Genomic DNA, 13,148 nt, shown 5'->3' on the forward strand with positions numbered 1-13,148 from the left:
CTCATCGGTCAGGTCACTGTCGTAGTAAGGCTGACTCATATCCTCAAGCCATGTAGATGTCACTCTTCTGGTATCGCGCCTTTGTGACCGTAGTTGTCTTCTACTTCACATACATTTACAAACAGTTTCTAAGATTGATCCGATTTCACCGAGCCAGTGTTCTAAAATTATTTTTTCAATTACTGGAACACTTTTTCTTTTATCACTGACAGCAGCTTCTAGAAATTGATAAACTTCTTCAACTATTTGACTGGGAGCAGGCGGTTTTCCAGGCAAGAACGGAATGGCATCAGGGAATACTTGCTTGTATAAAAAATTCTTCTGTTTAACGGTGAGTGAATCTAAGGTATGACGAACTCCTGACTTAGACGAGGTTTGTCTCTGTTCTTTTAAAATCCCCAAAAGATCTGAAGTGGATGAATAGCGAAGCTGTAGGAATGGCTGTGTCATTTTTTCTAGTACTTCCCCAAGAGTGTTGCTCACTGGATTGTCAACCAGAAAATCTCGCCATACCAAATGACCATCCTGACTAAACAGATCGAGAGGTTCCATCCCTGTCATCAAATGTAGGCAGGTCAAACCCAGACTGTAGATATCGCTGGCTTTGGTAGCATTGCCAAAAGTTTGTTCTGGCGCAGCATAGCCCGGACTACCGATGACCGTGCCCCGTCGTCGGGATGGAGTGATGATTTTAGCGGCACCAAAATCCACCAAAACGATCTTGTCATCCGATTTCCTTCGGATGAGATTTTCAGGTTTGATGTCTCGATGGAGTACATCCTGGTTGTGAACATAATCCAGAACAGGTAAAAAATCAGTCAGCAGTTGCCAGACTTTTGCCTCTGTAAACTTTTCTCCTTGGCTCAGTTCTCCCTCTAGCGTCAAACCTTCGATAAATTCTTGCACTAAGTATGGGCACCCCCCCTGCGAGAAAGAATCTATCAAAGATGGAATCTGAGGATGCTTTCCCAACTGTTCTAGACGTTCAACCTCTTGTTGGAAACGGGCACTAATCTCTTTTAGATTGCTGGTTTTCCATGCTTGTGGTGTAAATTGCTTGATCACACAATGAGTGTTTTTCTGGTCATCCCACGCCAGAAAAGTACGGCTCATGGCACTGATGCCAAGAAGTTTGCTAGGGGTGTAGCGGTTTTGCAGATGAAAATTGGCAGAGCAACTCTGACAATAGCTGATATCATCGGGATTCTGTGGTCGCCGACAATTGAGATTAATGCAGTAGCCTATAAAAGGAATACCGACCGGATAAAGTACTAAATCTAGACTTCCCTATCCTCAAGGTGGTGTAACTTCTGATTGATATTTTGGCATTGCTGAATCAATGGCTTTAAGGTTTGGAACCGCGTTCAAAATGAGACGAAATCATCCAGTCATTCAGCAACGCTCTCTTTTTTCAAAGTGTTGTTATACCGGAGGAAGCATTCACATCGATCTGCCTCAAGCTGGCAGGACAGGCATGGCAACCAACAGCAAAATTGAGTGGACTACCCATACCTTCAACCCCTGGATTGGCTGCACTGAGGTTTCACCGGGCTGCGCTCACTGTTACGCCAGAGACATGATGGAGCGTCGGTATCATCGCGTACAGTGGGGTGTGGGTCAGCCCCGTAGTCGAACGACAGCAGACTATTGGAAACAGCCAGCACGATGGCAGCGGCAAGCCCAAGCAAACGGTCAGCGCGATCGTGTGTTTTGTGCGTCGTTAGCAGACTGGCTCGACGACGAAGTACCCATCGCCTGGTTGGCAGACCTGCTCAAGCTCATTGAGACAACGCCACACCTCGATTGGCTGCTACTGACCAAGCGTCTTGAGCACTGGAGCGATCGCTTGCAGGCTGTCAGCCGCTTGACTCACGACAGTGCCACCATTGCGAGTACCTGGTTAGAGGGCAAGGCTCCAGTGAATGTATGGCTCGGTACTACGGTAGAGGGGCAGCAGGCAAACGATCGCATTCCGATGCTGCTTAAAATCCCCACGACTCTACGCTTTCTGAGCTGTGAGCCGCTGCTGGAAGCCTTAAGCCTTGAACCCTGGTTGGACGCCAATACGCCGATGCAGCCCCGGCACTTGCACAGCAATGCGTCTGTTCAGGCTCACGGACCCAACAAAATTGCTTGGATTATCTGCGGTGGTGAATCAGGCAAGGAGGCGCGCACCTTCGATTTGCAATGGGCGCGATCTCTCCGCAGTCAGTGTCAAGCTGCTGGTGTGGCGTTCTTTTTCAAGCAAGCGGGTGCTCACGCGATCGACTCCAGTCACTTACACTCCGTGCAGCGATCGCCGCAAGATCCTAAAGGTGGCAACATCACCGGATTGCCAGAGGATCTCCAAGTGCGTGAAATCCCGCTGCCGCTGCTTCAGTCTGCGCCAGTAGAAGACCCAAAGCGTGTGCCCTTGCCGCTCAAGGAAGTGCTTTAGATGGTGGCTTACAACTTCAAACAGCAGTTTGTGCCTTTGATTGAGACGGGCGCGAAACAGCAAACGATCCGGTCGCCGCGCAAGCGACATACCAAGCTTGGTGAAGCCATGCAGCTCTATACCGGGATGCGAACCAAAGCTTGCCGGAAGCTAATCATCCCCGATCCCCTCTGTATCAGCGTGGAGCCGTTACTGATGCACGACGACTTGGGCATCAAGCTCAACGATCATTGGCTGACCAGAGAGGCACTAACTCGGCTTGCCCTTGCAGACGGCTTTGCCGATTGGGACGAATGCTGGCGCTTTTTCAGCGCTGTGCATGGGTTGCCCTTTGAAGGGGTGCTGATCAAATGGGTAGTAGTAGGTTGTCACTAGCTAGCTAATGCGGCGATCGCTGGCTTTTAAGCGCAACAGCAAAGCATATAAAGTCAAAGCTTCTAATATGTTGAGGCAGTTGCCTTAAGATGCTTTCTTAACATCCCTTCTTGACAAAGCTTGGAGTGCAGTGCCATCTTAAACGCAATGCAGCTTTATCAATCAAAGCAGACGAACGTCTGGGTTTTTGTCTTATAAGCAGCATCTCTGTACCTTGACATGACATAGGGCTACTAACTTGGTCTAGCAGTAAGCTGGCAAAAGTTTCGGGCAATAGCGATGCAAAACTTTGGCGTAAGTGACGTTTCGTTACTGATGCCATGCTTTTTTCATACCTACTGTTCGGCAATCTGTATGAGTTTATTGCTAGTTCAAGTTAGTAGCTATATGTCACGACACGGTATGGAGATGCTGCTTATAAGACTTCAATCATCTAAAGCTGGATACCTTTAGCATTATCGCAGCGTATTCAGCCTGTTAGATCAAGCTTGAGCACTAGGGCTGCCTCACAAACAAATTAGAGGCATATTTATGTTGAACCGACCCGACGGTTTGGTCATGTCGTCTGTGGCAATTTTGTGTGATTGGCAAAACGTTAGGGGCACGCAAGCGCAGCTTCACTGCCTCATGGCGTTTGCCTGTCTGCGTGGCACAATCGCGTTTAAGCGTACCTATGCACACTGGCGACGCGAAGAGGCTCAGTGGGAGGAAGTGTTTGATGACTTGGAATTCGAGTGTATTAATACTCCCTCCTCCAAACGCAAGAAAAATAACGCCGATCACAAACTGATTGCCCATTGTAGGCAGCAGATTCTCCCGCGCCCGGACATTAAGACTGTCATTCTGCTCTCTGGCGATGGCGATTTTAAGGGACTGGTACGTGACCTTCAGGCAAAGGGCAAAGAGGTGATTGTGATCGCGCAGTGCCTCAAGAAAACGAGTCGCAAACTCAGGCAAGCGGCGGATGAGTTCCACTTATGGCAGCAGCTTTGCTAACAAGTTTAGTCACTAGCTACCCCTCTCAGAGCAGAGGGGTAGTAGCAGTGCATGGGAGCCAATTGCCATAGAGAAGGAGCATGATAAATGCACAAATTGTTGACCTTTCGCAACGAAAAGTTGCTACGACAGGCGTTAACGCACCGTTCGTTTATCAACGAAAATCCCGGTGAAGCGCATAATGAGCGGTTAGAGTTTTTAGGGGATGCTCTACTGACTTTTATCAGTGGGGACTATCTGTACCACCGTTACCCAGACATGGGGGAAGATGAAATGACACGGCGGCGGTCATCACTGGTGGATGAGAAGCAGCTGGCTAAGTTTGCGCTGGAAGTAGGGTTAGATTTTCGGATGCGTTTGGGAAGGGGTGCGATTCAAGAAGGTGGGTTTAATAATCCCAATTTACAGAGCAGCACTTTTGAAGCGGTCGTTGGTGCTTATTACCTGGACAACGATCGCGACATAGAAGCGATCCGTCCGCTGATTGAAAGTTTTTTCAATGCTGCTTCGCCAACGGTTCCAGAAACCCGTTCTCACATTGATGCCAAGAACCGCTTTCAAGCATGGGTACAGGCAACCATTGGGTCTGTCTTACCAAAGTACGTGACAGAGCGCACAGGTGGTCCCGATCATGCACCAGAGTATCTGGCGCGTGTTTTGGTCAACGGCAAAGTCTGTGGCGAAGGCAAGGGTTGCGGTAAAAAGGGGGCGGAGAAGTGTGCCGCCGAGGATGCTTTGTCACGGCTCAAGGCTCAAGGTTTACTTGAGGGCTGAGAACCCTTACAGCTAGTAGGACTTCTATCCAACCTCAAAGGGGCAATGCTGCTCTATGTCTAATCCGCAACAGCCGCGCTCAAGCAGAGTTCTCTAATACCAATTTTAAGTGGAATTACATAGGCATAGAGGCATTAAAAGTTTAGATTGAATGAATTCAGTTTTAATCAAGCTGTGCTCTTCGGCAGCACCACGCAAGATCGAACTTTAGTGTTGGGAAATGGCTAAGAGTGCACACCGCCATTGGGCATAATCACGTCCATGAGAATTGCGCCCGTTAATTTGACCATGAGTCGCTCCGAAAAGCCCATTTTGGCTGCCTTGTAGGTCAGTCTCACTGAAATCAACGCCACTGAAATCAGTTGGGGCAGCCAGGGGGTAAAGAGCAGTGATTTGTTGCCACAACTGAAAATTGGCACTGACTCAAGCGTTCAACCTACTGTCGATCGTTAACGTTAACGGATCAAGCATCGAGGCTTGGAGGCAATCAGCTAAAAGCTTAATTTATTAAAAGATAAAAAACTAAAAAGCTAAATTTAGCTAATGTTTACTTGTTAATTAGGTTATTTGGGGACACTTTGTCCCATTAAGTGTCTGTCAAGGATTCTCGTGATCCTTTGATAGATGAGCTTCTAACCATGCTAGCAACTCTGCAAGCGCCACAAAATCCAAGAGCGCCTCGCTCAGATCCTCTAATTGCGAGTTAGAGAGTTGCTGAATCTTTCCTCTTACATCCTCATCCAACGTCCCTATACGCCGCACTAACAAGCGCAGCACGATCGATAAGGCTTTTTCGTGTCCACCTTCTTCTTTGGCTTCTCGCAAGATTCTTGAATCTTCCAACTGTAAACCCAGCATGGCTTCCACCTCTTCCCGACTCAAATTGGTAAACTTGTAGACCGCGATCGTCGTGATAACTTCTATTATCGTGCCTCTTGCAACCGTACTGCTCACTTCCCGTTGCGTCCGCTCAATCAAGCCTCGTGCTTGGGCTGCGGCAGTTTCCTCTGGAGCGATCGTCAACTGCATCAAGCCGATCCCTACAGGCTGTTGACTTGGATCACCCAACTCATCCAGATAAATGCGCTGCACCTGATCGCTATTCAAAAAAGCTCGGTACATTGTGGCGTTCTCTGGTTCCAAACTACGGGATGGGAAAATGATCACCCCATACCAATCGCTATACAAAGCACGGTTGCGATACAAATACAGCATCGACTCAGCGATAAAGCGATGGTAGAGGTCATCATCCTTTTGGAACTGCACCTCAGCAAAAAACACTGTCTTGGCATTTGCGTCATCGGGTGGCAAAAAGACCCCATCAATCCGAAAAGACGGCTCCTTCACTTCCACCGACTCAAAGCGATAACGTTGTGCCTCTACGGGTGGGTGATCCACTAGCTCAAAGATCAGCGCCGGAAACCGCTGGAAAATTTGGTAGAAAATGACATCTCGTCTCACAACAGACTCATGCAGCCATACCAGAACATCTGATTGTAGCCGTAATTCCTTCTGAAACTAATACGTCAGTACTTCAGATTGAATCCTAATAGATTAAAGCAAAAAAGCTAAATTTAGCTTTTTAACAAAAGGTTTTTTAATTCAATTGGATTTTTGGTAAAGTCTAAGTGGATTAAAGAAGAATTAGCTATGTTAACCATCGCGATCGCCTCCCTTAGCGGCGGGCAGGGCAAGACCACCGCCTCTCTAATGCTCGGTCGTCTGCTCTCGCGCCAAGGCTACCCAACGCTGCTGATTGACGCTGACCCACAGCACAACCTGACCACCTACATGGATCTAGAACTCCAAGCGAATCAGCCCACATTGCTAGAGTTCCTGAAAAAATCCGTTTCAGCAGAAGACAGCATCTACCCCAGCGCAGGAAACGATAATCTCTTTCTCATTCCTGCCGACGACCAACTTGATACCGTTCAAGACTACCTTTCTAATAGTGGTGTCGGTGCAACGCTGCTGAAGCGCCGCCTTGAGCCTGTCACTGAGGCGTTCAAAGTTTGCATCATTGACGCACCACCCCAGCGATCGCAAATCTGCCTTACTGTCCTCGGTGCTGCGGATGCCCTGATCATTCCCGCTGAAGCCTCGGTGAAGGGCTATGGCTCTTTGGTAAGAACACTGGATTTGCTACGAAACCTTCAGGATGTCGGTGCAACAGAAGCTCAAGTGCTGGGAGTCCTACCCTTCCGCGATCGTTGGATTGGCAATTCCCAAACCCAAGAGAGCCGTGCAGCTGTCACTGGCATGTGTGAAGAGGTTGGGGAGGAGCTTATCCTGCCCTCCATTCGAGAATCCGAACGGTACAAACAAGCCATTAACCGACGTTCTACTCTTAGTGACATGGGCTACACCGAATTGGAATATCCCTTCGAGGTGCTAATCGAGAAAATTAGCAAACTGACAAAAAAGCAAAAAGCTAATTTTGTCCTTTTAGCTTTTTATCAAAAATCTCAACAGCAGCGCATCTCAGATCTTTGCTTAAGTTAAAGTGATAAGATACTAAAATATAAAAAGCTAAAATTAGCCTTTTAACTTTTTTGCCTTTAATAAACTTCTTGTTTTTGCTTTAACTAATTGTCCTTAATTTTTCTAACTGCCATGTCTGATAGTGTTCTAGACCGAATCCGCCAAAACCGTCAGCGTCCAGCCGTCCCTACTAGAGACGATACGCTCATCAGCAGAGTGCAGCAGCCGGAAGCACCTCAAAACCTTGAAGTGGTCGAGACTCCGCCAGAAACGCAGGTGTCTGCCGCTACTCCCATGACTAACGATGCCTTGGAGGATTTGAAGGCAGAACTGGCGAAGATTCCAGAAACAAACCGCCACTCAGCAATCGTGCTTGAAAAAGAGCTTGATCAAAGCTTGACGCGCTACTGCAAAGACAATCGCATCACCATTGAGGTGTTTCTCGAAGCTGCTTGGGTACATACCACCGCGAACCCAAAGGCAATGGAAGAGATTCTGCTAGAAGCCAAACGCCGCTATGCCGATCGCAAACGGGCTGGCAAATTACGCCGTTTGATTACCATGCTTGAAGGCTAAGCCTACCGCACCGACACATGGAGCCAACTGTGCCCAAACAGCCCGAAGAACAAACCCTTCCAGACGCGCCAACCGTCGAGCAGCTTGACCTTATCGGCGCAGTCGATTCCTATACAACCGTACTGGGTGCTGTTGTGGAACTCATGGAGGCTGCCCGTCGTGCAGCAGCGCGATCGGTTAACGCCATCATGACTGCAACCTATTGGGAAATTGGACGGCGCATTATTGAACTAGAGCAGAGAGGGGAAAGCCGTGCTGAGTATGGCAAACAAATGATGGAGCGGTTAGCTAAAGACTTGAGCGAGCGCTTCGGGCGTGGCTTTCAGAAGAGCAACTTATTCCAGATGCGTGCCTTCTACCTCGCCTATCCCCACCAGGGACAATCCTTTTCGCCTGAAACACTCGCGCCTGAGATTTTCCAGACACTGTCCGGAAAATTCCCACTTCCCTGGTCCCATTACGTGAAGCTACTCACTGTCAAAGCACCGGAAGCACGTACCTTTTATGAAACAGAAGCCTTACGTGGCGGGTGGTCCGTACGCCAACTTAGCCGACAGATCAGCACACAATACTACGAACGTGCCTTACTCTCCCGCAACAAAGCAGCCATGCTAAAGAAGGGCGCTGCTTTACGCCCTGAAGATGCAGTCACCCCTGAAGAGGAACTGAAAGACCCGTTCGTTTTAGAGTTCCTTGACCTCAAAGATGAATATTCTGAAAACGATCTAGAGGAAGCACTCATCCGCCACATTGAGAGCTTCCTGCTGGAACTAGGCGGCGATTTTACGTTTGTGGGTCGTCAGCGCCGTTTGCGGATTGGTGATCAATGGTTCAGGGTAGACTTACTCTTCTTCCATCGTCGTCTACGCTGCCTGGTGATCATCGACCTTAAGCTGGGTGAGTTCACTTATGCCGATGCAGGCCAAATGCATATGTACCTCAACTACGCTCGTGAGAACTGGACTTACCCAGACGAGAACCCGCCTGTTGGCTTGATTCTGTGCAACAAGAAGAATGAAGCAGTTGCTCATTACGCCCTCGAAGGTCTATCAAACATTCTGGCAGCCGAGTACCAGACAGCCCTACCAGAAGAGAAATTATTAGCAGCCGAATTAGAACGCACCCGTAAGGCGATCGAAAAACGGCTCACTGATGGAACAGACTTGCTTCATGAGCAGATTTGATCCAGAACAGCTAATTACGGTAGATAAGTTTTGCTTAATTGACTAAGAGGCTTTAAGAAGTGCGAACGAAGGAATAGGACTTTGAGGTTGATACATTAACTTATATAGCTTTCCTAATGTAGAATTGGCTGAACACCTGTACTGGTTTAGCCGTGAAAGTCAATCGCCACGGCCAAGCCAAGATCCTCTCACCGCAGGAGATTGCCTGGTTGTTTGACGGGAAGCTGGGATTAGTTGCGGATCTGAAGGTATTTCGGCTGTTGATTTGGCTGGTGGAAGGGAAAGAGTTTGGGGCGATCGCCTCCCTTTCGTTGCTCTCCTATATAGAAGGGTTGCCGACGGAGCGCGATCGGGCGTTGTTCGGAATTTGCCTATATACGACTGCCCGGATCAATGAGGCGTGTTCACTGCACACGGCTGATGTGTACGGGGCAGATGGAAGGGTACGAGATCGCATTACCTTTCGACGAGCCACAATAAAGGGGAAGCAAGAGACGCGATCAGTCCCAGTGTCGCCAGAGTTGAGGCAATTGTTGGAAGAGTATTGGAGCGCTTGTCCCTACTTGTTTCCAGGACGCTGGGGGCGAGGGCGCATCTGCCCGGAGTCTGCCGATGCCATTTTACGGGCAGCCTTTAAGCGATTGGGGATTGAGGGAGCCAGCACTCACAGCTTCCGGCGCACAGCAATTACCTGGATGCACAATGAGCGAGTGCCGATTAAGCACATTCAGTCGATCTCTGGACACAGGAGCCTGTCGGCATTGCAGCGGTATATCGATGTGACGGAGAAGGATAAGGAAATGGCGATCGCAACACTGAGTTTTCGATCACAATAGCCCCCTAGCTCGGCTTTAAAGCACAAAATCAGGCATTGATCTATGGCTCGAAATAACTGTGTCGCCACAGCAAAATTGGGGGATTCGTGATTGATGGCAATGGCAGCGTGTTACAGTTCAAGAAACAGAGGCTAGTCTGAAACGCTCTTTCCCCAGTGAACTGCGGCTGGTTTTATGACAAAGTGCGCTGAGAGGCAAGACCCGTTTTACCTCATCAACAGTTGTAATACCTTGAGTGATTTTTTCGATCGCGGCGACGCGGAAGGAAACAAAATCGCTCTCATGCAAGTATTGTTGCAGTTCGATCGCCGAGCCTTCATAAATAATTTGTCTGATGGTCTCGTCTACATTGAGTACCTCCACAATTGCTTCCCGACCCAGGTAACCCGAGCCAAAGCAGTGACGGCAGCCACGCCCTTTTTGCCAGTTTTGGTGTTTAGTCTCCGCTAATGTCAGTGCTAAAAAACCGCTCTCTTTTTCAGTTGGGGTGTAGCACTCTGCACAGTGAGGGCAAACTCGACGCACTAGCCGCTGAGCTACAACACCGAGCAGAGCATCACTAATCAATCCAGGGTCAGGACCAATATCCTTCAGGCGGGGAATCGCTCCAACAGCATCATTGGTGTGTAAGGTCGTTAACACTAAATGTCCAGTTAAGGCGGTGCGGACAGCCGTTTCTGCTGTTTCATGATCGCGAATTTCACCAATCATCACGATGTCTGGGTCTTGTCGTAGAATTGCTCGTAAACCCGCTGCAAAAGTCATGCCAGCCGCTTCATTTACTTGGCTTTGAGTAATTCCAGGAAGGATATATTCCACTGGGTCCTCAATGGTAATGATATTCACTGATTCTTGAGCGATCGCCCGCAAACTCGTGTACAGCGTACTCGTCTTCCCTGATCCAGTTGGACCTGTAAGAATGACCATACCTTGCGGTTGCTCTAACCAGCTTTTGTAAATGGCGCGGGTGCTGTCAGAGAAGCCCAAATCACCGATCGTCTGGAAGGAGTTTTGCTGTCGTAAGAGTCGAAGGACTGCTTTTTCTCCAACGTCTCCCTTTGCACCACTGACACAAGGCAGTGTGCTGACTCGCAAATCCAAGCCCTGTTCTTGCTGTTGGGTATTGGTGTACTTCTCGCTAATTCGCCCATCTTGAGGGCGACGGCTCTCTGCAATATCCATCTCGCACATCACTTTAAGCGCCACAATCACCTTACGGCTATAGTCAGGCGGAAGCGTAGTGATTTGCCGGAGAATGCCATCAATGCGATAGCGGACTTGCAACCCTGCTTCAGTCGGTTCTAGGTGAATATCACTAGCGCGATTCCGTAGGGCAGAGGTAATGATGGTTTTGATGCGTTCAATCTGATTGTCCGTGCGAGCCAAGCTGAATTCAGTTGCTTCTGAAACGTTTTCTGTCTCAGTTTCGCCTGTTAACGGATTGATGATGGCTGAGGCATCAAGCGGATTGTTAATCAGGTTTTGCTGCCGGAACCACTCGCGGTAAAGCTCGGCAGCAATCGGAATGATTGAGATGTCTGTACTCAAGCGTTGGTGGAGCTGCACTACAGCCTCCGACGAAACAGGTGATGGACTACCCAGGTAATAACAGTTTTGCCAGAGCAAGAGTGGAATCAGGGGAAGCGAGGGCAGACGATTACGCATTTGACGTAAGAAACGCACACAAAGAGCTTCATCGACTAATTCCAGCGACAAACTGGTTTCATTGTTTAGAGTTTGAAGCGCCGCTTCGAGGGTGACTGTCCGGCACTTGAGTTGCTGTTGGAGAGAAGTAGACATGGGAATTGAAGAGTTTTGGCTAATCAGGGCTAATGTTTGGAAAGAAAGCTAAATAGGCTGGGTTTAGATCTCCAACTTTTTGCAAAAAGTTGGAGATCTAAACTTTTGGAGAAAGGCGATCGTACTCAGAGATGGGTGTGCGAGTGCGATAAGCCTTGAGAAACCATTAGCGGCGGGTTAACGCACGCTTCCAGTAAGTTTGACCAAGCGGCAAATCACCAACTCCTCTGAACTGAAAGCCGTCTTTTGCTGTGAATGGTACTGCGGTGCCACGCTGACAGTTCTTCGACTTACGTGCTTCCAGATGAATATGTGAGTAGCCGCCATTTGCACCATTGGCACGAGACACTGTACCTAGAACTGTACCGCGTGACACTCTCTGTCCACGGGCGACAGAGCGATTCATATGACCAATCAAGAGACTTCGCTTGTCATCAATAGATAAGCAAACCAGATCGGTATTGACATAGCTAATGGTGCCATCAGCGGGTGCTAGAACTACCTGACTAGCGGATTTACTCACATTGCCATTAGCCGCCCAGCAACTATTGTTGCGACCAAAGTCTTGAGCAACCGTTAGATCTAAAGCCGGATATCCTGTGTGACTGATCGGACCACTATAACCTTGGCAAACATACCAGGTTTGTCCTACCTTAAATGGCAAGTCGATGTTACCAATAACCTGGTTAGAGCTTTTCCAACGCTGGTTAGAATAACTGGAATTGCATTCCCACAGGTGAACTTTGCCGCCATTGGCGCGAGTCGGGGAATCCACACAAAGGTTTGTTCCTGTTCGTTTAATCTGGTTGTAGTTACCGCCCCAGTCGGTGATCGTGAAGTTTTGATCAGGGTCACTGGCATTGCAGTTCCAAACATTCAACTCTGCCCCATTTCTTAAATAGTGAGCATTCAGGCACTTGCCTGTAGAGCGTTGTTTTAAGAGGGTGCTGCCAGCTTTTCCAGGCAGGCGATCGAACTGTTGATCAGGGTCGTTGTCATTGCGTTGCCAAACTGCTACCCGGGGTTGCCCATCAATCTTGCGGAATTGATTGTTGGTATTTAGTGCCATGCTACCAGCAACGGAATCGACGGAGAAGGTTTCAGCCTTCACGGGCTGGGCAGAGGTGCCAATCGCCATGAAAACTGTCAGCAGTCCAATTGAAGCAGCGGTGTATGTGGAAAAGTTCGATTGTGTAGTCATGGTCAAAAATCCTCAATTAATGAACTCGAAAACTTAGAAAGTTGGAAAACGCAAGCCTTACCAGCGAAGCTTGGCGGCTGATTGGGCGGTCAGGCAAACGGTGTTGCCATTGAGATGCTCACGGCACAGGTTATTGCCCTGTACCTGGGGTTGGCTCCAGTCCCGCCAATCCAGGATGCGAGGCTTTTGTTTACATTTGCGGTTCGCCTCTGGGTTAGGCTGATTACCGTTGGAATCTGCTGACTCCGTTGAGCAGTTGGCATACTCCGCCGTTGCCACCGCGTCAGGCGCGTCGCCCCCTCCCGCTCTGGCTGGTGAGGCAAGGATGGTGTGGGCAACGAGAACACTGCCTACGGTGAGTAGTGCAAGACGATATAGTTTGTGTGGTTTCATAGAACGACCAGGAAAACGGTTGACTCGCTGGGTTTAAATCCGCATCAAACTTTCACTCACTCATGCCTCAACGCTTTACGGCGAAAGCCTTTTGG

General features: G+C 48.9%; 14 protein-coding genes. 8 read left to right on the forward strand and 6 right to left on the reverse strand.

The annotated features are described in order from the left end of the window. Positions 1 to 105: 105 nt before the first annotated feature. Entirely contained in the window at positions 106 to 1,254 is a 1,149-nt protein-coding gene (locus tag H6F86_RS18655; RefSeq protein ID WP_347240683.1) for a serine/threonine-protein kinase, read from the reverse strand. A 115-nt stretch (positions 1,255 to 1,369) separates the two neighbouring features. Between H6F86_RS18655 and H6F86_RS18660 the strand changes: the two genes are divergently transcribed. The 4 genes from H6F86_RS18660 (at position 1,370) to rnc (ending at position 4,582) form a co-directional block, all read left to right on the forward strand. Beyond that, positions 1,370 to 2,437 (forward strand): DUF5131 family protein, encoded by a 1,068-nt coding sequence (locus H6F86_RS18660; RefSeq protein WP_199305381.1) that lies wholly within the window; start codon positions 1,370 to 1,372, stop codon positions 2,435 to 2,437. Next, positions 2,438 to 2,812 (forward strand): hypothetical protein, encoded by a 375-nt coding sequence (locus H6F86_RS18665; RefSeq protein ID WP_190450236.1) that lies wholly within the window; start codon positions 2,438 to 2,440, stop codon positions 2,810 to 2,812. It begins immediately after the preceding gene. 531 nt (positions 2,813 to 3,343) lie between these two features. Continuing rightward, positions 3,344 to 3,808, forward strand: a complete 465-nt coding sequence (locus tag H6F86_RS18670; RefSeq protein ID WP_190450237.1) for an NYN domain-containing protein — start codon at positions 3,344 to 3,346, stop codon at positions 3,806 to 3,808. Between the two features lie 87 nt (positions 3,809 to 3,895). After that, entirely contained in the window at positions 3,896 to 4,582 is a 687-nt protein-coding gene (gene rnc / locus H6F86_RS18675) for a ribonuclease III (RefSeq protein WP_190450238.1), read from the forward strand. A gap of 224 nt (positions 4,583 to 4,806) precedes the next feature. Here rnc and H6F86_RS18680 read toward each other — a convergent pair whose 3' ends face one another. Next, positions 4,807 to 5,001 carry a hypothetical protein gene (locus H6F86_RS18680; RefSeq protein WP_190450239.1) on the reverse strand — a complete coding sequence of 65 codons (195 nt, stop codon included), beginning with the start codon at positions 4,999 to 5,001 and terminating at the stop codon, positions 4,807 to 4,809. A 178-nt stretch (positions 5,002 to 5,179) separates the two neighbouring features. Further along, entirely contained in the window at positions 5,180 to 6,043 is an 864-nt protein-coding gene (locus tag H6F86_RS18685) for an Rpn family recombination-promoting nuclease/putative transposase (protein WP_190450240.1), read from the reverse strand. A gap of 189 nt (positions 6,044 to 6,232) precedes the next feature. Here H6F86_RS18685 and H6F86_RS18690 point away from each other — a divergent pair, with 189 nt between their 5' ends. The 4 genes from H6F86_RS18690 (at position 6,233) to H6F86_RS18705 (ending at position 9,659) form a co-directional block, all read left to right on the forward strand. Continuing rightward, positions 6,233 to 7,084, forward strand: a complete 852-nt coding sequence (locus H6F86_RS18690; protein ID WP_190450241.1) for a ParA family protein — start codon at positions 6,233 to 6,235, stop codon at positions 7,082 to 7,084. Between the two features lie 111 nt (positions 7,085 to 7,195). Then, positions 7,196 to 7,639, forward strand: coding sequence for a hypothetical protein (locus H6F86_RS18695; RefSeq protein WP_190450242.1), 444 nt, complete (start codon positions 7,196 to 7,198; stop codon positions 7,637 to 7,639). 17 nt (positions 7,640 to 7,656) lie between these two features. Beyond that, on the forward strand, positions 7,657 to 8,823 hold the full coding sequence (locus H6F86_RS18700; protein WP_190450243.1) for a PDDEXK nuclease domain-containing protein: 1,167 nt from the start codon (positions 7,657 to 7,659) through the stop codon (positions 8,821 to 8,823). A 152-nt stretch (positions 8,824 to 8,975) separates the two neighbouring features. After that, positions 8,976 to 9,659, forward strand: a complete 684-nt coding sequence (locus tag H6F86_RS18705) for a site-specific integrase (protein WP_347240676.1) — start codon at positions 8,976 to 8,978, stop codon at positions 9,657 to 9,659. Between the two features lie 117 nt (positions 9,660 to 9,776). On the opposite strand, the gene H6F86_RS18710 is transcribed toward H6F86_RS18705, so the two are convergent. The 3 genes from H6F86_RS18710 to H6F86_RS18720 form a co-directional block, all read right to left on the reverse strand. After that, on the reverse strand, positions 9,777 to 11,459 hold the full coding sequence (locus H6F86_RS18710; protein ID WP_190450244.1) for a GspE/PulE family protein: 1,683 nt from the start codon (positions 11,457 to 11,459) through the stop codon (positions 9,777 to 9,779). Positions 11,460 to 11,625: 166 nt separating this feature from the next. Further along, positions 11,626 to 12,660 carry a ricin-type beta-trefoil lectin domain protein gene (locus tag H6F86_RS18715; RefSeq protein ID WP_190450245.1) on the reverse strand — a complete coding sequence of 345 codons (1,035 nt, stop codon included), beginning with the start codon at positions 12,658 to 12,660 and terminating at the stop codon, positions 11,626 to 11,628. Positions 12,661 to 12,717: 57 nt separating this feature from the next. Beyond that, positions 12,718 to 13,053, reverse strand: a complete 336-nt coding sequence (locus H6F86_RS18720; RefSeq protein WP_190450246.1) for a hypothetical protein — start codon at positions 13,051 to 13,053, stop codon at positions 12,718 to 12,720. Between the last annotated feature and the right edge of the window lie 95 nt (positions 13,054 to 13,148).

It is taken from the genome of Phormidium sp. FACHB-592, assembly GCF_014695795.1.
GTDB lineage: Bacteria > Cyanobacteriota > Cyanobacteriia > Leptolyngbyales > Leptolyngbyaceae > Stenomitos.

Coding starts and splice junctions, on each gene's coding strand:
- H6F86_RS18660 (WP_199305381.1), top strand. CDS start 1,370: ATGAGACGAAATCATCCAGTCATTCAGCAACGCTCTCTTTTTTCAAAG.
- H6F86_RS18665 (WP_190450236.1), top strand. CDS start 2,438: ATGGTGGCTTACAACTTCAAACAGCAGTTTGTGCCTTTGATTGAGACG.
- H6F86_RS18670 (WP_190450237.1), top strand. CDS start 3,344: ATGTTGAACCGACCCGACGGTTTGGTCATGTCGTCTGTGGCAATTTTG.
- rnc (WP_190450238.1), top strand. CDS start 3,896: ATGCACAAATTGTTGACCTTTCGCAACGAAAAGTTGCTACGACAGGCG.
- H6F86_RS18690 (WP_190450241.1), top strand. CDS start 6,233: ATGTTAACCATCGCGATCGCCTCCCTTAGCGGCGGGCAGGGCAAGACC.
- H6F86_RS18695 (WP_190450242.1), top strand. CDS start 7,196: ATGTCTGATAGTGTTCTAGACCGAATCCGCCAAAACCGTCAGCGTCCA.
- H6F86_RS18700 (WP_190450243.1), top strand. CDS start 7,657: ATGGAGCCAACTGTGCCCAAACAGCCCGAAGAACAAACCCTTCCAGAC.
- H6F86_RS18710 (WP_190450244.1), bottom strand. CDS start 11,459: ATGTCTACTTCTCTCCAACAGCAACTCAAGTGCCGGACAGTCACCCTC.
- H6F86_RS18715 (WP_190450245.1), bottom strand. CDS start 12,660: ATGACTACACAATCGAACTTTTCCACATACACCGCTGCTTCAATTGGA.
- H6F86_RS18720 (WP_190450246.1), bottom strand. CDS start 13,053: ATGAAACCACACAAACTATATCGTCTTGCACTACTCACCGTAGGCAGT.